The sequence below is a fragment of the Mycoplasma sp. 613B genome, assembly GCF_054343485.1.
The window spans coordinates 1-20,595 of record NZ_JBTGVH010000007.1 but is presented as its reverse complement, the minus strand read 5'-3'; the positions used below and the strand labels follow the sequence as shown (position 1 = coordinate 20,595).

The following is a 20,595-nucleotide window of genomic DNA, read 5'->3' as shown; positions in this document are numbered from 1 at the left end:
GCTAGTAAAAGTCTTTTTTTGCTCTTTGCTTAAAAAAGAACTATTATTTATTTTTATTAAAAATTCTTCTTTTTTATAAATTAAATAATCACTAAAAAGATTATTTAAACTTATAAAAGAATTTAAGTCATTTAAAATAATATTTATATATTTATTAACTTGGGTTAAATTCGAGAGAGAGAGAGAGAGAAGACGCTTTTTTCCTGTATTTTTTCTTTATATTTGTTTGTAATTTGATTTATTTCATTTTTTAAATTACTATCAGATTTTTCAAAGTAAAAATCTAAAAAAGAAATTGTATCCTTAATTTCTTTTATCTCTAAATCTAAATTTTTTATTTTTTGAAAATAGTTAGAATAAGCAAAATTTGCATCCATAATGTCATTTAAAAAATTTTTATCTACTATTTTTAAAATAAAATTATTATGAAAATTTGTGGAGGTTATTTTAGTAGAAAAAATATTTAATTCATCATTTAGATTTTTATTTTGCTGATTTATATAAACTATATCTTTATTCTTTTCTATTAATTGGCTTGTGTTATCTTTAAAATTGAAATTATTTAAATTAATGTTTGAAACAATTTTCTTAATTTTGTTTTTAAATTCAATTAATTCATTTGATTTTTTTAATAAATCAGGATATTTTTTTTCTATCCTTGAGTTTAATAATGTCAAAGGTTTGCTTAAAAAAGCATTATATTCTGAAACGAATTTTTGCAAGTTTAAAGATAACTTTTCTTTTTGATATAAATTTAAATCATTATTATTGATAAATTTAAAATAAAATTTTTCTAATAGTGAATCTAATTCACTGTTTGGTTGATTATAAATAAATGATTTCAATTGATTATTTTGTTTGTTTATTTTTTCATTATTAATTTTTTTAGTAATTAAAATGGAAGTTGTTGTAATCCCTAAAGTTAGAGCAATTATAGGAACAGAAAATACCATTATTGTTTTTTTATTAATTTTCATCATACAAACCTTATTCTTAATCATTTATTTTAATAATTTTAAATATATTATAATGCAAAAAATGTTGTTAAAAACATATTTTTATATATAATTTTACATATTAGAAAGGGAAAAATGGAATTAGATAAAATAAAAAATCTCGAAGATTTAAAACAAGCTAAAAATAAAGTATTTGGACCTGAAGGTGAAATAGCAAAATTAACTAAAGAATTAAAACAAACTACTAACGATAAAAAGGCACAAATTGGAAAAAAAATAAAGGAATTAAAAGAAAAAGCTGAACTTTTTTTTCAAAAAGCTGCTGAAAATATAGAAAAACATAGAATTAAATCTAAAATTCAAAACGAATGAATTGATGTTAATGAACCTTTGGAATCAAAAAGTTCATTACACCCTATAACTTTAGTTTCTAAAAAAATAAGAGAGTGATTTTCACAAAATGGATATTTAGAATACACAGATTCAGAAATTGTTAGTGATGAATATAATTTTGAAAGACTAAATATTGCAAAAGATCATCCGGCAAGAGAAATGCAAGATTCTCTGTATATTAATCAAAATCTACTTTTAAGAACTCATAACACAGGAATAAGTGCAAAAACTTTAGAAATGTTTAAAAATCAGTCTTTTAGTCAATTTTCAATTGGAAAAGTTTATAGAAATGACGAAGATGATCAAACACATTCTCATCAATTTACACAAGTAGATTTTATTAGTGTAGGTAATGTTAATTTTCCAAATTTAATCTGAACATTAAAATCTTTTTTATCTTATGTTTTAGAAGAAGAAGTTCAAATTAGAATGAGACCATCTTATTTTCCATTCACTGAACCTTCAGTAGAAGTAGATGTTTTTTACAAAAATAAATGAATAGAAATTTTAGGTGCAGGAATGCTACATAAAAATGTGCTAAAGCAAGCAGGATATACAAATGATATGAATGGTTTTGCAGCAGGAATTGGTCTTGAAAGAATTGCAATGATAAAATACCAAATTCAGGATATTAGAGAATTTTACAAAAATGATTTAAGATTTTTAAATCAATTTAGAAAGGAAAACTAATGATTTTTTCATATAAAAAATTAAGACAATTAGCTAATCTTGATGCTAAAATTACACTTGAAAATGTTTTAGAAGCAATAAATTCCATAGGTTTTGAAGTTGAAAGTTATCAAAAATTTAATAACATTGAAGGTGTTAAATTTGGTAGAATCAAAAACATCTATAAAAATCCAAATGCTGATAAATTGAATGTTTGTGAAATCGAATTTGCTGATAAAGATAGAGTTATTCAAACTGTAGCAACAAATGTTAAGCAAAATGATTACGTAATGGCATTTGTTCCTGGTTCTACCAATGGAAAAATGATTTTTGCTGAAAAAAAATTACAAGGTATTAATTCAGAAGGGATGCTTGTTTCTTTAAATGAACTTGGTTTTGATACTAACTTAGTTTGAGACGAATTTAAAGAAGGTATTTTTACTTTTCAAAAAGTAAATTTACAGGAAAATCCTTTAGATTTGCTTGATCTTGATGATTATTTAATTGATATTAAAATTCTAAGCAATCGTTCTGATGCTAACTCTTATTTAATAATGGCAAAAGAATTAGCTGCCTTTTTCCTTTCAGAACCTCTAAATATAAATTATAAAAATCCAACATTTAATAGCAACTTTATTATAAAAAATAATGAAAACAATCTTTTAACAGGTATTGAAGCTAAAAAATATGGTAACTTTAAACTAAATATACAAGATTCATTTTTACTTTTAAAATCAGGAATTAAATTAGTTTCCCCTATAGTTGATTTAACTAATTTAACCTTGATTATGAGCGGAATGCCCACTCATGCATATAATAAAAATACTATTAAAAGTCCTTTACAACCACAAATTTTTTCTGGAAAATTTGAAGCACTTGGTAATAAAATTGTAGATTTTACAAACGCACTTGCCATTTATGATGGAAATAATCAAGCAGTTTCTCTTGCTGGAGTTATGGGAGCAGAAAAAACTTCTATAACTAAAGATACTAAAGAAATTATTTTTGAAATTGGTAATTTCTCTATTAAAGATGTAAGACATACAGCAAAGCAACTCAAAATTGATTCTAATTCCTATAAACAATCATCCAAAAAAGTTTCATTAGGTACAATGCTTTTAGGTCATCATTTTTTATCTAATTATTTAACTGAATTTTCACAAATAATCAATCTACCAAAAATAGAGCAAAAATCTATTTATTTTGATATCAATTACATTAATAGAATTGCAGGAAGTGAAATTTCAAAAACCGAAAGATTTGCAACAGTTAAAAAATCACTAGAAATTCTTAGTTTTGAGTTTAAAGGTGAACAAATTATTGTTCCTAACTATAGACATGATATTGAAGATATAGATGATATTCTTGAAGAAGTTTTAAGATTTTATGGATTTAATAATTTGATTTTAAATCAACCAAAAATTAACTCATTTTTAATTAATAGACCAAATATTATTAAAGAAAAAATCTCTTCTAGTGGTTTTCAAGAAGTTTGAACTTATTCTTTAATTTCAAAAGAACGTAATGTTTTTAATCCTTTTGATTTCAAACAAAATATAACTTTAGAAACTTTCGTTTCCAAAGAAAGAGAAGAAATTAGAAACTCTTTAGCAATTTCTTTAGCAGAAGTGATTGAATATAATCAAAAAAGAAAAATCACAGATATTTCTATTTTTGAAGTAGGAATGGTTAATGAATTTAAGAATGTTTTAGCTTTAGCTTCAACTTCTTATCCTTTCAATCAATTAAAAGAAGTGATTTTAAACAATGTTTCAGAAAATTTAACTTTCAAAAGAGCAGAAGATATTAATAATTTTCACACAGGAACAACCGCTTTAATATACCACAACAACACTCTTGTAGGGTGAATTGGAAAAATTTCTCCATATCTAAATATCAGTGATGCTTTGTTTGCTGAAATCAATTTAGATGCTATTGAAAAAGAGAAAGTAATATTTAAAGAGTATGATAATTCACCATTAAAATCAAGAGACATTACCTTTTCATTAACTAAAAGAGAAAGTATAGAAAACGTCATAAATGAACTATATGCTTTATATCAAAATATTTTTTCAATAAAAATTAAAGATAAATTTGAAACTGAGATAGAAGTAAAAATTACCTTAAATATTCTTTGTGATGAAATTGGAATGAAACTAATTGATCAAAAGTACAATTAAAGAAAAAAGCACTCAATTAATGAATGCTTTTTTTGTTTTTTTCTTTATTATTTTTCTAAAAATAATTTGATTTTTTCTACTAAAAATTCTTTATTAAATCCATTTAACTCATAAACAAATTGTCCTGGTGCTGAGTGTCCAAAGTCTTTTGCTAAATGAGCATCAAATTTAGAATATTTAGAAAGTTTGTATCATAAATGATCGTTAGAAGCTTCGATTGCAAATAATGGTTGTTTAGCAAGTTCTAACTGACTTATAAGTTTTTCATCATCGAGCAATAATTGCAAGGATGGAACAGAAATTACACTTGCTTTAATATTAATTTTTTTCAATTCATTAGCTACTTGCTCAGCTAAACTCACCTCTGAACCAGAAGCAAGAAGTGTAATATTTGCACTTTCTTGTTTATCAATGAAATAAGCTGCTTTAAATTCATTTTTTTGTAAATTAAATGATTTCACTTCTTGGCGACATGTAATTATAGCACAAGGTGTTTTTTTGCTATTTAATGCATATTTAAAAGAATTTAGCATTTCATTTTCATCTGCTGGTCTAAATACTAAATAATTAGGTATAGAACGGAGCATCCCAATTTGTTCAACCGGTTGATGAGTTGGACCATCTCCTCCTACTTGATAAGAATCGTGACTAAATACAGAAATAGAAGGGATTTCCATTAGTGCACCTAATCTAAGAGCTGGTTTTGCATAGTCTGCAAAAACTAAGAAAGTTGAACCAAAAGTAGTGTATCCTGAGTGTAAATTTATTCCGTTGTTGATAGCAGTCATTGCAAATTCTCTAATTCCATATTTGATATTTCTATTAGAATCAAAACCTACTTTAGTAGCACTTCTAAGGTCTGCAGAACCACCCATAAAATCTTCATAATTTCCATCTAAATATTGCATTATTTCAGCAACATAATTTCTTGTAGCAACATTAGTTTGTTTAAATTTAAAATCTTTAAAATCAAAGGATTTTTCCCTTTTAATTAACGCTTCAAGTTCTCTTCCTAATTTTGGATATCTTGTTTTTAATTTTTCAAAATTATTAACTCATCTTGTGTAAGCTGTTGATTTGGAAATAATCATTTGTCTTCCAAATTCATAAGCTTGCTCATTGTATTCAAAAGGTTTAGTTTCTTTTAAACCAAGTCTTTTTTTGTAACTAACAGTTGCTTCTGGACTTAAAATTCCATTGTGTCCTTTTGGAGAGTTTGCAACATCTGTTCCATAAGCGATTGTGGTAGGAACTTGAATATAAGTAGGTTTTACTGTGTCTTTAATTCTTTCTAATGCTTTTTGAATTTCAACTGGATCATTATCTCTTAAAATAATAACATTGAAATTTTGAGATTTGAAAAATAGTTCAAAATTTATGTTATTTACTTCAGAAGATGCTGAATCAATTTGCATATTGTTATAATCGTGAATGATTACAAGTTTAGATAGTTTATTTGTACCAGCAAATTGGATTGCTTCTAAAGCTACTCCTTCTTGTAAATCCCCATCTCCACAAACTACAAAAATGTTGTGGTTAAAAATATTTAAACGATCTTTATTAAATCTTTTTATTAAGTGTTTAGCACTTAGTGCCATTCCCGTTGCCATTGCAACACCTTGTCCTAATGGACCGGTAGAAGCATCGACAAATTCTAATTTATCAATTTCTGGATGTGAAGGAGTTTTAGAATTATATTCTTTATGTGCTTTAATATCATCAATGCTTAATAATCCAAGTAAATGGTAAATGGAATATAATCCCATTGAACCATGTCCTGCTGATAAAACTAAACGATCTCTATCGATTCATTTTGGATCAGAAGGACTAAATCTCATTACTTGTCCTACAAGTGCATAAAAGATTTCAGAAGCACCAAGAGCCATTCCAATATGCCCTTGTTTTGCATTATTTATTCCGTCAATAGCAACTGCACGCATTGTTGCAATAAATTCATTTGCAGTGTAGTCCAAATGTTTTTTACGCATTTTTTACTTCACCTTTATTTTTTTTGTCAAAAACAAATCTTTTAACAAGTCCATCAGTAACTAATGCTAAGTAAGTTGCAATGATTGTACCAAAAGCAACATATTTTCCTGCTTTAGGGATTAATCCTATAATTCCTGGAATGTAACCAATAAAGTAATCAGTATCTCCTCAGTTTAGTGAAATTAATGAATCTGCTTTTACTGAGTTAGATGCTTCAAGTAATTTTCCTAAAGCATTTGTGTTAGTTGGAGTTCAATTTCCAAGCACAAAGAATACAGGAATAAATGTAATAATTAATCCAACTACAAATGGACCAACTATTGCACCAATTATTCCACCTTTAACGTTTCCAAATACTCCAGAAGTTGCTCCTAAGAAGAAGTGAGGAACTAATCCTGGTAATACAACTGCAGGAATTAAACTTGCAGCTCCTAAACCAATAGTAATAGCCATTCCTACAAGTCCAGCAGCAAAAGAAGAAATAAATCCAATAATAACTGCATTAGGAGCATAAGGGAATACTACAGGACAGTCAACAGCTGCTTTAGAATTTTTAATTAATTTATCGCTAAATCCTTTATACATTGGCACTAATTCACCAATAAATAATCTAACACCAGCTAAAACAATTTCTACTCCAGCTGTGAATGTAAATGCTTGAACTATCATTGTGATAACTCAGTTTCCATCGCTTAAAACAGCTAAAGCTTCTTTATTTGTTATTTTTCCAAGTTCAAATAAAATTCCACCTGGTAAAAATGCTGCAAGATAGAAAATAAATACTGTAATTGAAATAGAAACTAGTGTGTTTCTAAAGAAATATAGTGATTGTGGAAATTTAATTTCTTCTGTTGAAAGAACTTTTCCTTTTTTAAGTTTATAAACTGCTTCACCGATTAATCCAGATAAAGCATAACCAAATCCACCAGTGTGTCCTAAAGCGATTTCATCACTCCCAACAATTTGTCTCATGTATCTTTGTTGAACTGCTGGTGAAATAACCATATAAACTGCTAAAAGAGCAGCTCCTGCAAACATTGCTAAAACAAAGTCTGCAACACTATTTTGAAAATCAAAACCGATTACATACATTACTGCTGCTAACATTAAGGAAGTATAGTATAAAACGTGTCCTGATAAATAAACATATTTAAATCTTGAAGTTAGTGCTAATAAAATGTTTAACAACATTGCAACTAACATTATAATTGAACCTAAAGTAGCAATTTCTGGTAATGCTTTTGCTAAAGCTCCAACAAAACCATCATTATTAGGTATAATACCATTTAAACTATAAACAGCTTGGAAAACTGGTTGGAACTTGTTTAGTGAACCAACAAGAACTCCAGCTCCACCACCCATAATTAAGAAACCTACAATAACTTTAAAAGTACTTACTACAACTTGTGAACCCTTTTTTCTTAAAACAAGGGCTCCAATCATTGTAAAAATACCAACTAATAAAGCAGGTACTGCTACAAAGGCTTTTAAAAAATTAAGCATTCATAAAAGAAAAGCCATTTTAATTCCTTTCTAAAATTATATTTTTAATAATTCTTTTAATTTTTTTTCTAATTCATCTTTTGATAAAATGTTGGTTAAAACAACCATTTTTTCTTTTGGAAAATCCAATGTAGGAGCAACATCTGCACCAACAACTACATAATCAACACCATTTTTTGAAAATGATGAAATGTTAGTATGTTCAACAGATTCGTAATCTACTCCCAATTTATCTAAAACTGATTTGACATTCATTTCTAATAAAAGACTTGAACCTAAACCAGAACCACAAACACATCTAATGTTCATTATTTCACCTCGTATTTTTCTATTAAATCCAAAAACTCTTGCATATTTTTAACTTTTAAAACTTTTTGTTTAAATTCTTCATTCATAAAGTAATTTCCAAATTCTTGAATAAAACCAATGTGAGAAGTATTATCTGGTGCTGAAAGAGTTATAATAATTCTTGCACTTTTGTCTTCCTGATTATTAAATACTACTTCATCTTTTAAAATAAGTGTGGAAGTTGCAGCTTCTAAACAATGATCTCCTGCAGGTCCGTGGAGTAGTGCTATTCCTTTTTCTAAAACATAGTAAGCTCCGTATTGTGCAGTTGAATCTAAAATTTTTGTCTCTAATTCTCATGTAGCTTTATTTTCTTTTACAAGTAGTTCTACACCTTTGTGTACAACTTCCTTTCAATCATGACAATTTTCTTGTCATTCCATCATTTTTTTGTCAAATAACTTCATTTTTCTCCTTATTTTAATTTTTTAAGAAAGCTAATAATAAAAACAAAACAATTGCAAAAATAATTACTGTAATAAATGCTCCAAATATTATTCAACCACCTTTTGTAGAAGTTTTTGTTTCCACTTCTTTTGGAACAGGTAAACTTTTAATATAAAAGAATTTATTTGGGTTTTTAGCAATTAATAACGATTCTTTTTCTTTTTCTTGATAAAGTTCTTCAAGTTGTTCTAATGACAATTGTGATAAATATTTTTCATCTAGTGCATATTTATAAACTAAATGTTCAATTAACTCTTGTTTAGTTTTTTTATTCATTTTTTCCCCAATTTTTAAACTTAATAGTTAATTCTTGAATGATAGTAATATAAAAAGTTAAATATTTTTCTAAAAGTGAAAATCTTTTGTATTTTAAATAACTTAAAATTAAGTTTAGATTTTGATTATGATATTTTTCAATAATATAATTTTTCGTTTGTATATATGCTATTTTAGAAATTTTATAACTAAAAACAAATTCAAATACAAATAGTAAAACAAATAAAGATAATGCACAAAGTGATCAAATTCATAAATCCATAGTAAGTAAAATTCAACTCGCACTAAATAATAAAATCATTAAATATTTAAAGACAAGAGTTGTTTTTTCTGTATTTTTCTTTATATTTGAAGAATAAAAATTAAAGTGAAGTAGATTAACAAGTGAAAAAATATTTGAACCTAAGTTTTCTTTAGAGATAAAGAACAAGGATTTTTTTATGTTAATTTGAGTTTTAAATCAACTGATATTTAAACTTAAATTAAATGTTTTATTGAATTTAGTACTTAAATTTTTCTGAACAATTACTGTTGGTTTTTCTACTAAATTTAAACCAATTTTTTGATATTTTATTTTTAAATTTATTTTATAAACAAAAACAATAAAAATTTGAATAATCAAAATACAAACTAAAAGAAAAATCCCTAAAATATTAAATTTCATTACTTTGAATCTTCCTTTTTAAATAAATTGTTTTTTAAAAATATTTCACTTACCTTTTTCGGGTTCATTAGAGTTTGACTTTGAGTTTCTATTTCTTTATTTAATGAATAAATATCTATAAATCTGTATTTTGTTTTATTTTCAATTAAATCACTATTAACATTTTCATCAACAAGAATTAAAATTTCGTATTTATCTTTGAATCTTTTCTCAAGTCATCTTGATGACTCATTTAATCAATAGGTTTCTCAAAGATCTTTTTTAAATGATTTATTATTTTTTTGTAAAAAAACACCTTTTTCATCAATTAAAATTTTTTCATAGTTGTCAAGTGAAACATAATCAGAAATTAAATAAATTTTTTCTTTTGTAAGAACAACTCCACTAAAAAGGGAATAACCTTTTTTAGAAAAATTATTTTTTACTAGAATATTACTTAAAGTTAATGAATCATTTAACGAATCAAAAATTAAAAGTTTTTCAAGCGTTTTTTTAGAAGTATTTCCAATTTTAGAAGAGTTAAAATTTCTTGTTTTACCTTTAATTTTCTCGTATAAACGTCAAATAATGACTATTAAAAGTATAAAACCCAGAAGTGAACCTAAAACAATCACTGCTATATTAAGAATCATATTTCTCTATTCATCATTTCATAAATTTATTAGCACTATCAAAAGAATATATTATAGAACCACCAACAGCTACATCTATATTATTTTGATAAAATTCATCACTATTTGTCACTCTTAAACCACCATCTGAATAAATTTCAATTGATTTATTTATTTGTTTAATTGTATTAACTTTTGAAAATAATAAATTATTTAATTTTTGTCCAGTACCACCTATTTTATCAATAGTCATCAAAAGAATTTTTTTTGAATTTAATATTATATTTCTAAAGTCTTCTGGATTATTATTTGCTTCTAACATTATTCCAAAGCAAATATTTGGATAATTTTTAGTAGCATCTACAAAATCTTCGAGTGATATTTCATTTGCTGGCATAAAAATTGTTTTGAATCCTACTTGGATTAATTTTTCAATTAATCTTAAAGGTTTTTTCGCCATTAAATGAGCATCAAAATTTATATGTTTGAATCTTTCAATTAAAAATTTTGCTTGTTCAAAAGAAAAACCGAAACTTGGAACATAAAAACTATCCATAAAATCAATATGAATATGAGTCATACCAGAATTTGAAAGTTCATCTAATATTTTAAGTGATTCAAAACTATTTATAGCACAAACACTTTGTGAATATTTCATAAAATCTCCTTTATATTATCCATAAATAATTTTATTATAAATGAAAGAAAAAAATAAATTTTTGAAAGTTTCTTTCATTTATTATTTAATATATTAAAATATTATTAATATGACTAACAATATTTTGACCAAAATTAACTCTTTAACTAACGTAGAATTAAAGATTCTTGAGTTTATTAATTTATTCCATGAAAAGGAATTTGACCTAACTCAGCAAGAATTATCACAGATAATTTATTGCTCCGAGGCTTCTATTTCAAGATTTGCCAAGAAATATGGTTTTAACAACTATAGAGCACTAACCATTTTTATTAACAAAAGAATAAAAGAGTTAGATATTTTAGATATTTCTACCAAATTCTTAAAAACTGAAAAGAACTTTCTTAATATTTACAAAACTCAACAATATGCAATAAATTCTGCTGTGCAAAAAGAAAATATATATAAAATCAAACTTGCTACTAACTATTTAAATAAAGCAAAAAAGGTGCTATTATTTGGACTAGGTTCAAGTGGAAAAATTCTTTCTGAATTTTGTGCAAATCTAAAGAAGATAGGATTTGATGCAACTTTTGAACTAGATTTTCACACTATGTTTCCATTACTAGGAACTCTTGAAAAAGATGATGCAATCATTTGTTTGAGTAATAATTTTAGAAATAATGAAATTTATTTTGCTCTTAAAAAAGCAAAAGAATTTGGAGCAAAAACAATAGTTATTACTTCGAATATTGAAAAAATATTTTCTGAATTAATTGATATAAAAATAACTTATGCCAAAATCAATAATTTAGATAAATTAGTTCCTATTGCTTCAAAAATTTCTCACCTTGTTATTTTAGATTACTTTTTTGATTACATCACCAATTCAAATCAAAAATACAAACAAAAATTAATAAACACTAATAATGTTTTAAATTCTTGACAAGATTTTTTAAAGAAAGAAAGATAAAAAACTCATTCAAACGAATGAGTTTTATTATTAATATTTTGGTTGATCGTATTTCTTTTTGAGTTTTAATAAGATAGGAACTAATAACGTTAATATTGTTGTATAAATTGGAATTGTAATTAAACCTTTTAAAATTATTGGAGTAAGATAGAAGTAGAAATATCCACTAATTTCTCTTCCTTTATTTGTTTTAACAGCGATAAAACGATTGTAATAATTAATAAAAGCAATCGGTCCTCAAAGTCAACGGAAAATGATTATTATAATGCAAATAGTTGCGAAAATAAAGGTTAAAAGGTAATAAATTTCTTTTTTAGTCTTAAAATATTTAAAAATAAAGAAACTAAAAACTGCAATACTTACTATTGAAAAAATAGAAATAAAAGTTAATACTATTTCTTTTGTAAAAAAACTTCTTCAGTCTTTATTAATATTTTCAATTCTAACATTTTTGGTAGTATTTAAAACTTCTAAAAAGTAAATTAAAAGCATTGTAACTATTACCAAAGCAAATGAAGTGATTATAACTATAAAACTTCATTTATTTTTTAATTGGTAAATATATAACAAAGATCAAGAAACTATAGCGATAAGTGGTGGTACAATTGCATATTCAATCATTCAAGTTGCTATACTTCCAACTATTAGCAAAGTAAAAGTATCTGCAATTATTGCAAGAAAAGCACCTTTAAAAGGTCCAAAAACTAAACCTAAAATAATACTAAAAGGTATTTCAAAACTAATGTTTAATTTACTTGTAAAAATCGTTAATCTTAAAATAGAAGTAATTATTAAATAAATAGCAATTAAAATTCCACTTAAAACTATATCGGAAATTGTAATTTTAAAAATTTTTGATTTAGTAAAATACTTGGAATCAGTTGATGGTGTATTTGGTTGTAAATTTGTTGTTTTTGTAATACACCTTCTTTATTTATTTAATTTAAAGTGTTTTAAAACGTATTGTTTTACTGATTCATAATCAAGTTTTATTTTTTTATAAACTAGATCACCTGGAGCTGAATAACCAAAATCATCATGTCCAATATTGTGTCTTGCTAATTTAGCTCATCCAAAAGTAGAAGCCGCTTCAATAGAAATAGTGTTCATAGGGTTTCAAAGCACTTTATTATCTCAGTTAGATGCTGAAATAACGTTTAAATCAAATTCTTTACCAATTTTTAGTGCTGTTGCTAGTTCACTTCCTGTTGCAACTAAAGCGTATTTAGAATTTGTTTTATTCACAAAGTAACTTCCTTGTTTAAATAAGTCTTTATTTGTTGAAGCAAGTGAAGTAATGTTTTGTCTTGTTAGAACTATAACGTGTGGTTTATTTACTGAATTAATTGCTAATTCATATGAAGCAATTACTTCTTTTTCATCAGCAGGTCTTAAAACTTTAATTCCAGGCAATGATCTAAGCATAGCTAATTGTTCAATTGGTTGGTGAGTTGGTCCATCTTCCCCAACAAACACTGAATCGTGTGTAAATACATAAGTTACAGGCAATTTCATTAATGCTGAAAGTCTCATTGCTGGTTTTACATAATCTGAAAATACAAAGAATGTTGAAACGAAAGGTTTTAGAACTGAGTGAAGTGCGAGTCCGTTTGCAATTGCTCCCATTGCAAATTCTCTAACTCCAAATAATAGGTTTCTTCCTTGTCTGTTTTCAACTGAAAATACCCCATCAGCTCCACCAACTTTTGTAGAAGCAACTAAGTCTGCTGATCCACCAATTCAGTGTTGTGTATTTTCGTTTAAATATTTAATAACAGCACCTGAAGAATTTCTAGTAGCATCATTTTCTTTTAATGTTAAATTAATAGAAATTTCTTTATTAGCATTTTCTAAATAATTTTTTAATTCTTCTGATTCTACAAAAGAATTTTGTGCATCTTCTCCACGTTTAAACAGAGTTTCTCTGTAATATTGTTCAACTTCTTGTGGTAATTCAAAATCATCCATTGTTCAGTTTAATTTGGTTTTTAGGTTTTCAAAGTCTTTACCAAGTGGAGCACCGTGCACATCGCTTGTTCCTTGTTTTGTTGCACCTTCACCAATGATTGTTTTTACTTCTATAAATGAAGGTTTTTTAGATGATTTTGCTTTTTCAATTGCTTTAGAAATTTTTTCTACATCATTTTTTACTTGTTGGTAGAAAAATCCAAGTGATTCCATTTTTAGTCTTAAATCATCTGCATTTACTGCTTCAACTTTTGTATCAAGTTGCACATCATTTGAATCGTGTAAAATAATTAATTTGTTTAATTCTCATTTTCCTGCAAGAGATAAAGCTTCATTAGCAACTCCTTCTTGAAGGTCTCCATCACCACATAAAACATATGTATAGTGGTTAATTTCAGAAAATTTAGAATTTAAATGACTTTCTGCAAGTGCAAGTCCTACTCCCATTCCAATTCCTTGACCAAGTGGTCCAGTTGTTGCTTCAACTCCTATTGTATGTCCAAATTCTGGGTGACCTGGTGTTAAAGAATCCATTTGTCTAAAGTTCATTAAATCTTCTTTTTTAATTAATCCTAAAACTCTTAATTGAGCATATAATAATGCTGAACCGTGTCCTGCTGATAAGATAAATCTATCTCTATTAATTCATTCTGGAGACATTGGGTTAAAAACTAAATGTCTTGAAAATAAAGTGTGCATAATTGTTGCAGCACCTAAAACAATCCCTGGGTGACCTGAATTTGCTTTATTTATTGCTGCTGTTCCATTAATTTTTAAAGTATTAATGGAAAGTTGATCTAAATTTTTATTGTAGTTCATTTTTATCCTTTAATTTTATTTTTTATTTATTTTTCCTTTATAAAACAATGAAATATTTTCAGCATCTATCCCTATAAGTAACTTAATTGATTCTCTTAAAGAGTTAATTAAGTTATTGATAATATCGCTAAATTCATGTTTGTTTTCATAAATGTAAAATTGAGCTTCTATACTAATATTGGTATTGGAATTGTTAAATTTTATCTTAACATCACCATCTAGTTTTACAAAATCAGTTTTAGAAAATACAGATTTTACTGTTTGTAAAAATGATTGTTCATAAACAGTATAAATTTGATTAAGACCGTAATTAACAATAACATAATTCATATTTATTTACCAGCTCTTCCAACGTATTTTCCTGTTTCACTTGAAACAATAATAATTTCACCTTCTTTAATAAACATAGGTGTTTCAACTTCAAAACCTGTTTCCACAATAACTTTTTTTTGTGGGTTTGTTGTAGTATTTCCTTTAACAGCTTCTGGAGCTTCAATTACTTTTAATTCAATATTGATAGGTAATTCAATATCTAAAATTTCTTGTTCGAATTTTCTAACAATAACTTTTAATCCGTCTTTTAAAAAGTTTAATTCTCATTGAAGTTTAGAAACATCAATTCCAATTTGTTCATAGGTTTCTTCATCCATTAAAATAATTTCGTTTCCGTCGTTATATAGATAATTCATACCTGTTTTTTCTATATGAGCTTTTTCAACTTTATCTCCACCTGTGTAGGATTTAATTGTTGTAGCTCCTGTTCTTAAGTTTTTTACTTTTGCTTTAACTGTTGCTTGACCTCTACCTTGTTTTGAGTGTTGGGACTCTAAAACAATAAAAAGTTCACCATCTTCTTGATAAGTTATCCCTGGTTTAAAATCATTAACATTAAACATTATTCCTCCTAATTAAATATTATTTTAATTATAATATATTTTTAAAAAGTTTTATAATTTAATATTATGAATCAAATAGGATCACTAGAAAATAAAAAATTAGATGGTTTACCTTTATGAGCAACCATTTTATTTGGATCTCTTTTTATTGTTCTTGGAATTATTTTATTTTTTTATTATCCAAGAACAAAAAGAAAAGCACAAGAGTACAAAGAAAAGCAATTAATTAAATATAGAGAAAAAAACAACATAAAGAGTGTAAAAAACATCGACTATGAAAGCACTGGGATGTATTTACCAGTTTGAGAAAAAATAAAATTAGTTAGTCCGTTATTTTTTGGTCTTGTTTTTTGTATTATCGGAGTTTCCTGAATTATTGGAGGAACCGTTGTTTTATAAAACAAAAAAGCAATATAATAATAATTAATAAAATTAATAGTTTTCACCGAAAATTATTAATTGATTGGTATAATATAAGGAGAAAAATCATAGGAGGAAATTTATGTTAAAGATTTTTAATGAAGCAACTAATGTAAAAGTTGTGGAAACAGCTGGGGGAGTAGGTCTTGGTGGTTGAATAGGTATTGTTATTGCTGTTGCAGTAATTTTATTTATTGTTGGTGGTATCATCGGAGTTTTAGTATCTAAGAAAATGTTTGAAAAACAAATAAAAGAAAATCCTCCAATTACTGAAAAAATGATTAGAGCTATGTTCCTACAAATGGGAAGAAAAGCTTCTGAAACACAAATTAAAGCTGTTATGCGTTCAATGAAAAATGCTAAAAATAACTAACTTAGGAAACTAAGTTTTTTTTCATTTTTTTGAAAACATCTATTTTTCCTTTATTTTAGTTAATTATTTTCATAAATTAAAAAATAAAAAAATACCCATAAAGGTATTTTCTTTGGACAATATATTGAAATGGTACGCCCTAGAGGATTCGAACCTCTGACCCAATGGTTAAAAGCCATTTGCTCTACCTGCTGAGCTAAGGGCGCACTGGTGCTCGAAACTGGACTTGAACCAGCACGGTGTTGCCACCGAGGGATTTTAAGTCCCTTGCGTCTACCTATTCCGCCACTCGAGCTTGTCTCGTATTAACATACTTTTATAATTATACTATTTTTTTTAAAAAAACCAAATTTTTTTGAGATTTTTTTAAAATTTTTTATTTGATATTATTTATTATTTAGTAATTATCATAAAAGTATATAAATTATAATAAAAATTTTAAATATTTTAAGAAAAAAGTGAAATTTTTACAATGATAGAAGAAAATAAAAACCGCTTGGTGCGGTTTAAAGTTAATATTTTGAATTTAAATATTTTCGTTGATAATTTCTCTAATTTTTTCAAAATTTATTTGTTCATGTACATCTGTGTTGTATGAAAAATCTATAACTTTATTTTGATTGTTTAACACTATATAACCACGATTTAGTAAAAATACTTGATCAATTAAAAATCCGTATTTTAGTCCAAATTCTCTATGTTTGTAGTCTGAATAGATTTCAATATTAGGTAATAAATTTACTGATTTTCACTCAGCAATAGCACTTGGTAAATCAAGTGAAATAGAAATAAATCTTACTTCTTTAAATTCTGATGCTAATTTAGAAATTTCTTTTGTTTGTTCATCACAAACTCTAGTGTTTAAAGAAGGGAAAATAGAGATAATTGTTAATTTATCAAAATTTTTGATTTCTACATCTTCAAACATTGTGTTAGTTGCTTTAAAAGAAATTACATCTCCTTTTTCAAGGGATTTTCCATTATTTAATAATCTATATTCTTTTTGTTTAAATTTTGTTGTCATTTTTAATCCTTTTTATTAATTTATGCATAAAATAATTATATTTTACATTTTTTTTGGATTCATACATAATTTTTGCATTACAAAAAGAAAAATTATAAAAAAATCAAATTTTTTCACTCATTTTGTTTTCAAAATAACAATAAAATGTTTGCATAGAATCATTTTGATGTTCAAAAATCAGTTTATATCCTTTTTCAAAGAAAATATTTTTTGTTTTTTCTAGATTAATTTTACTTGTTAAGGAATTAAATTCTAATTCGTTGTATTTATAAATTTTCTTTAAAAAGTCACGTATTTTTTCAAAATTTAAATTTTGTGTTTTGCAATAATTTAGAAAATTTAAAAACAAAATAAGGTTTTTAAAAGGATTGTCAAAAACTAAAGAAGTTTTTTGTTCTATAGTAATATTCATTTTAGAATCCAAATTGACATTAATTAAGTTACTGCCCTCTTTATTTAAAAGTCTCTGTTTAATTACTTCTAAATCTATTATTTTAAATAATTCATTATTCATTAAAATTTTGGTAGTATTTAATTCAGTATTTAAAAAATGACATATAGTAATAAATAGTTCAATATCACTTATTTTTATATATTTATTTTTATTTTTAACATAAAAAATAATGTTATTAAAGTCATTTTCATAATCTATTAAAACATCAGATTTTTTAAATAAATTAAAGTAAAGTTTATTAATCATTTTACTTTTAATTATGCTAAAAGGAGAATAATTAAATTTTAAATCCATTTTTCCAACTATCTTTTGTTGTAATAATTTAATGTCATTATTTTTATTTAAAAAACCTATATTAAGAATTTTAGAATCATTTTTTCGTAGCATAAAATCATTAATTAAAGTGGTTGCAAAATTTTCAACAATATTGTCAATTTTCAAAATTGAAAAACTATTATTTTTTTGAATGTTCTCAAATTCTAAATTTGTTTCATATTCAAAATAAAATTTCATTTTTTCAATTTCCTCTTTGCTCAAAAACTGCATATTTCCTTTATAAAAGCTAATACTTATTTCTTTGCTTAAAGGATTTTCGCTAATATAAATAGAATAATCAAAACCTACTTTTCTAGAAGCAAAAGCAAACAAAGGAAAAAAAATAGAATCTTTTTTTCTTAATGTTGTAATTTGATTAGTATCTTTAAATTCAAATAAAGAAATAAAAATTTCACTAATTTTATCTGCTTTTTCGCTATTTTGATTTGCAATAAAAATTTTTTGTTTTTTATTTTCTTGAAAAATTAATTTTTCAAAAGCATAAATCAGTTTTTTAGCTCCATTTAAATCTAAAAATTCAAAGAAATTTGTACTTGATAAATTAAATTTTGACGTATTTTTTATTAAATAATTAAATATGTTTTTTTCTTTTTCCATTTTACTCCATTTGGTGTTTTTACATATGGCGGAGGTTAAAGGAATCGAACCCTTACCAATGGGTTTGGAATCCATTGTACTGCCATTATACTAAACCTCCATAAAATTATTTTATGTTTATTTTTTCAATTCTTTCTTTTGCTATTTTAAAATATTTTTCATCTTTTTCTATTCCAATAAAATTTCTTTTTAATTTTAATGCGGCAACTCCTGTAGTTCCACTACCCATAAAAGGATCTAAAATTAAATCCCCTTCATTTGTATGAATTTTGATAATTTCTTCCATTAATTTTAAACTTTTTTGAGTAGGATGATCAACTTTCTCTTTTCCTGAAACAACAGGAAATTCAAAAAGTGATCTTAAATATGATTTTTTTTTGGTTTATTAAATATTCATTTTGCTTTTTGTTTAACACCTCATATTGCAAATTCCATATCTTGCACATATCTTCTATTTATATTTCTTGGCATTGGATTGCTTTTTTGTCAAACTAAAACATCTTTAATTTCTATTTTATTATTTTCTAGTTCTTTTATTATAAAACTTATATATTTATAAGAACAAAAAATAATTATTGAACCGTTATCATCTAAAAGTTGGACATACTTTGGAATTCAACTAAATAAATCAAAATTTTGATCTCATTGTCCAAATAAAATTCCTTTTCTTGGTGAGTTTAGAGTTGAAAAATTATTTTCTTTTGAAATATTATAAGGTGGATCACAAATAATATGATCAGCCTTCTTTTTGCTCTCTATTAATTTATCAATAATTTTAATTGCATCAGCATTGAATAATTCTGTTTTTACTGTATTTTCATCATTATTGTAAGCATCTGCAATTTGCTTTGCTATTTCTTTTGCAAGTAGTGGTGGCACAGCATTTCCTATTTGTTTGCAAACACTGGTTTTTGGTCCTAAAAAAACAAAACTATCGTGAAAACTTTGTAATCTTGCTGCTTCTCTTGGAGTTATTGATCTATGTAAAACAGGATGAGAATTTTTTCCATTAGAAGGGGTATCAAATCTTGTATCAATAGTAGGACTTACTTCATTTCATTTTAATCTTGATCAAGTTGTACTAAATTTTTGCTTTCCTCATAGCTCTTTTGGAAGGTGATTTTTATCACCTTCTGAAGGTATCATTTTTAACTTTTCTAAAGCAATTTGTGAATGATTTGTTGCTTGATGATTAAATAATTTATTTCCTCTTAACATCTGTTGGTATTCACTTTGAGACTTGAATAAATATTTACTTTCAAAAGAACCTTCTGAAGATTCTAAATAATTTAAATCAGAAATAGCGTCTTTAACAGTAACTATTTTTTCTGTATTTTTAATAGGCAAATTAATGTTTTTAGATAAAGAACCAATAATAATTGCTCTTTCTCTTTTTTGCGGTACTCCAAAGTCTTTAGCATTTAAAATTCCATAATTAATTTGATAACCAAGATTAGTAAATTTGTCATATATTTGCTTAATGAAATAACCATCTAATGTATTTAAAAGGTTTTTAACATTTTCAATAACAAAAACTTCTGGTTTTAATTCTTTGACTAAATTATAATATTCTAAAAATAAAAAATTCCTTGGATCATCTAAACCTTTAAGTTTTCCTTTTAAACTAAAACCTTGACAAGGTGGTCCACCTATTATCATATTTATTTTTTCTTGTTTAGCAGTTTCAATAATTTGCGACTTTACTTCTTTTGAAGTTAAATCACCACAAATTATTTTAGTGTTAGGAAAGTTAAATTTAAAGGTTTTTAAGGCATTTTGATCAAAATCTACAGCAATACTAGTTTTAAAATCTTTATGTTGTTCAAAACCTGATGAAAAACCACCAGCACCTGAAAATAAATCTAAAATTTTAAATTCCATCCCTCTCCTTCTACGTTGCTACCATTAAATTATAAACATTTTTTTGCTTTTTTTAATAAAAATTTTTTCATTAAAAAGTTTATTATTTAAGTATTTAAATAATAAAAAAACTCCTAATCAGGAGCGAATAGTTCTTTCAAAACTGAATAGCAAATTACTTCTCAAATTAAATTAAATACCT

The 20,595-nt window shown here is 25.3% G+C and carries 22 protein-coding genes and 3 tRNA genes; 5 read left to right on the top strand and 20 right to left on the bottom strand.

What is annotated here, in order from left to right:
• Window positions 1–164: 164 nt before the first annotated feature.
• Window positions 165–1,001 carry a hypothetical protein gene (locus tag ACXX87_RS01705; protein ID WP_458573150.1) on the bottom strand — a complete coding sequence of 279 codons (837 nt, stop codon included), beginning with the start codon at window positions 999–1,001 and terminating at the stop codon, window positions 165–167.
• A 90-nt stretch (window positions 1,002–1,091) separates the two neighbouring features.
• Between ACXX87_RS01705 and pheS the strand changes: the two genes are divergently transcribed.
• Window positions 1,092–2,039, top strand: coding sequence for a phenylalanine--tRNA ligase subunit alpha (gene pheS / locus ACXX87_RS01700; RefSeq protein ID WP_458573149.1), 948 nt, complete (start codon window positions 1,092–1,094; stop codon window positions 2,037–2,039).
• Window positions 2,039–4,198, top strand: coding sequence for a phenylalanine--tRNA ligase subunit beta (locus ACXX87_RS01695; protein ID WP_458561056.1), 2,160 nt, complete (start codon window positions 2,039–2,041; stop codon window positions 4,196–4,198). The genes pheS and ACXX87_RS01695 overlap by 1 nt, the downstream gene beginning before the upstream one ends.
• 47 nt (window positions 4,199–4,245) lie before the next feature.
• Here the strand turns inward: ACXX87_RS01695 and ACXX87_RS01690 are convergent, their stop codons facing one another.
• From ACXX87_RS01690 to ACXX87_RS01655, 8 genes are read right to left on the bottom strand one after another with little or no spacing between them, the layout of a single operon-like run.
• On the bottom strand, window positions 4,246–6,186 hold the full coding sequence (locus ACXX87_RS01690) for a transketolase-like TK C-terminal-containing protein (RefSeq protein ID WP_458561055.1): 1,941 nt from the start codon (window positions 6,184–6,186) through the stop codon (window positions 4,246–4,248).
• The gene (locus ACXX87_RS01685) at window positions 6,179–7,708 is read right to left on the bottom strand and encodes a PTS ascorbate transporter subunit IIC (protein ID WP_436358428.1); all 1,530 of its coding nucleotides are present in this window, start codon (window positions 7,706–7,708) and stop codon (window positions 6,179–6,181) included. The genes ACXX87_RS01690 and ACXX87_RS01685 overlap by 8 nt, the downstream gene beginning before the upstream one ends.
• An 18-nt stretch (window positions 7,709–7,726) precedes the next feature.
• The gene (locus tag ACXX87_RS01680) at window positions 7,727–7,999 is read right to left on the bottom strand and encodes a PTS sugar transporter subunit IIB (RefSeq protein ID WP_436358429.1); all 273 of its coding nucleotides are present in this window, start codon (window positions 7,997–7,999) and stop codon (window positions 7,727–7,729) included.
• Window positions 7,999–8,445 (bottom strand): PTS sugar transporter subunit IIA, encoded by a 447-nt coding sequence (locus ACXX87_RS01675; RefSeq protein WP_436358430.1) that lies wholly within the window; start codon window positions 8,443–8,445, stop codon window positions 7,999–8,001. The genes ACXX87_RS01680 and ACXX87_RS01675 overlap by 1 nt, the downstream gene beginning before the upstream one ends.
• A 13-nt stretch (window positions 8,446–8,458) precedes the next feature.
• The gene (locus ACXX87_RS01670; RefSeq protein ID WP_436358431.1) at window positions 8,459–8,761 is read right to left on the bottom strand and encodes a hypothetical protein; all 303 of its coding nucleotides are present in this window, start codon (window positions 8,759–8,761) and stop codon (window positions 8,459–8,461) included.
• Window positions 8,754–9,425 (bottom strand): hypothetical protein, encoded by a 672-nt coding sequence (locus ACXX87_RS01665; RefSeq protein ID WP_458573148.1) that lies wholly within the window; start codon window positions 9,423–9,425, stop codon window positions 8,754–8,756. Before ACXX87_RS01665 ends, ACXX87_RS01670 begins: the two co-directional genes overlap by 8 nt.
• Window positions 9,425–10,057 (bottom strand): hypothetical protein, encoded by a 633-nt coding sequence (locus ACXX87_RS01660; protein WP_458573147.1) that lies wholly within the window; start codon window positions 10,055–10,057, stop codon window positions 9,425–9,427. Before ACXX87_RS01660 ends, ACXX87_RS01665 begins: the two co-directional genes overlap by 1 nt.
• A complete protein-coding gene (locus ACXX87_RS01655; RefSeq protein ID WP_458573146.1) occupies window positions 10,047–10,694 on the bottom strand; it encodes a hypothetical protein in 648 nt (215 codons plus the stop codon). Before ACXX87_RS01655 ends, ACXX87_RS01660 begins: the two co-directional genes overlap by 11 nt.
• A 109-nt stretch (window positions 10,695–10,803) precedes the next feature.
• On the opposite strand from ACXX87_RS01655, the gene ACXX87_RS01650 reads away from it, so the two are divergent.
• The gene (locus ACXX87_RS01650) at window positions 10,804–11,646 is read left to right on the top strand and encodes a MurR/RpiR family transcriptional regulator (RefSeq protein ID WP_436358435.1); all 843 of its coding nucleotides are present in this window, start codon (window positions 10,804–10,806) and stop codon (window positions 11,644–11,646) included.
• 30 nt (window positions 11,647–11,676) lie between these two features.
• On the opposite strand, the gene ACXX87_RS01645 is transcribed toward ACXX87_RS01650, so the two are convergent.
• From ACXX87_RS01645 to efp, 4 genes are all read right to left on the bottom strand, one after another.
• Window positions 11,677–12,267, bottom strand: coding sequence for a hypothetical protein (locus ACXX87_RS01645; RefSeq protein WP_458559473.1), 591 nt, complete (start codon window positions 12,265–12,267; stop codon window positions 11,677–11,679).
• Window positions 12,268–12,576: 309 nt separating this feature from the next.
• Complete coding sequence (locus ACXX87_RS01640; protein WP_458573145.1) at window positions 12,577–14,433, bottom strand: transketolase; 1,857 nt, start codon at window positions 14,431–14,433, stop codon at window positions 12,577–12,579.
• 15 nt (window positions 14,434–14,448) lie between these two features.
• Window positions 14,449–14,763: an MMB_0454 family protein gene (locus ACXX87_RS01635; protein WP_436358441.1), complete on the bottom strand. Its 315-nt coding sequence runs from the start codon at window positions 14,761–14,763 to the stop codon at window positions 14,449–14,451.
• Between the two features lie 2 nt (window positions 14,764–14,765).
• Window positions 14,766–15,329 carry an elongation factor P gene (gene efp / locus ACXX87_RS01630; protein WP_436358442.1) on the bottom strand — a complete coding sequence of 188 codons (564 nt, stop codon included), beginning with the start codon at window positions 15,327–15,329 and terminating at the stop codon, window positions 14,766–14,768.
• Between the two features lie 66 nt (window positions 15,330–15,395).
• On the opposite strand from efp, the gene ACXX87_RS01625 reads away from it, so the two are divergent.
• Both ACXX87_RS01625 and ACXX87_RS01620 read left to right on the top strand, forming a co-directional pair.
• Window positions 15,396–15,728, top strand: a complete 333-nt coding sequence (locus tag ACXX87_RS01625) for a hypothetical protein (RefSeq protein ID WP_458573144.1) — start codon at window positions 15,396–15,398, stop codon at window positions 15,726–15,728.
• Between the two features lie 103 nt (window positions 15,729–15,831).
• Window positions 15,832–16,122, top strand: a complete 291-nt coding sequence (locus tag ACXX87_RS01620; RefSeq protein WP_458560670.1) for a YneF family protein — start codon at window positions 15,832–15,834, stop codon at window positions 16,120–16,122.
• A gap of 130 nt (window positions 16,123–16,252) precedes the next feature.
• On the opposite strand, the gene ACXX87_RS01615 is transcribed toward ACXX87_RS01620, so the two are convergent.
• The 7 genes from ACXX87_RS01615 to dcm form a co-directional block, all read right to left on the bottom strand.
• Window positions 16,253–16,328 (bottom strand) — tRNA-Lys (locus ACXX87_RS01615).
• Between the two features lie 2 nt (window positions 16,329–16,330).
• Window positions 16,331–16,417: transfer RNA gene (locus ACXX87_RS01610), tRNA-Leu, on the bottom strand.
• A 231-nt stretch (window positions 16,418–16,648) separates the two neighbouring features.
• Window positions 16,649–17,146, bottom strand: coding sequence for a redoxin domain-containing protein (locus tag ACXX87_RS01605; protein ID WP_458557732.1), 498 nt, complete (start codon window positions 17,144–17,146; stop codon window positions 16,649–16,651).
• On the bottom strand, window positions 17,130–18,533 hold the full coding sequence (locus tag ACXX87_RS01600) for a hypothetical protein (protein ID WP_458559475.1): 1,404 nt from the start codon (window positions 18,531–18,533) through the stop codon (window positions 17,130–17,132). The genes ACXX87_RS01605 and ACXX87_RS01600 overlap by 17 nt, the downstream gene beginning before the upstream one ends.
• A gap of 26 nt (window positions 18,534–18,559) precedes the next feature.
• Window positions 18,560–18,633: transfer RNA gene (locus tag ACXX87_RS01595), tRNA-Trp, on the bottom strand.
• Window positions 18,634–18,639: 6 nt separating this feature from the next.
• Window positions 18,640–18,897, bottom strand: coding sequence for a DNA-methyltransferase (locus tag ACXX87_RS01590; RefSeq protein ID WP_458573161.1), 258 nt, complete (start codon window positions 18,895–18,897; stop codon window positions 18,640–18,642).
• Window positions 18,894–20,414, bottom strand: coding sequence for a DNA (cytosine-5-)-methyltransferase (dcm, locus tag ACXX87_RS01585; RefSeq protein WP_458573143.1), 1,521 nt, complete (start codon window positions 20,412–20,414; stop codon window positions 18,894–18,896). Before dcm ends, ACXX87_RS01590 begins: the two co-directional genes overlap by 4 nt.
• Window positions 20,415–20,595: the final 181 nt, after the last annotated feature.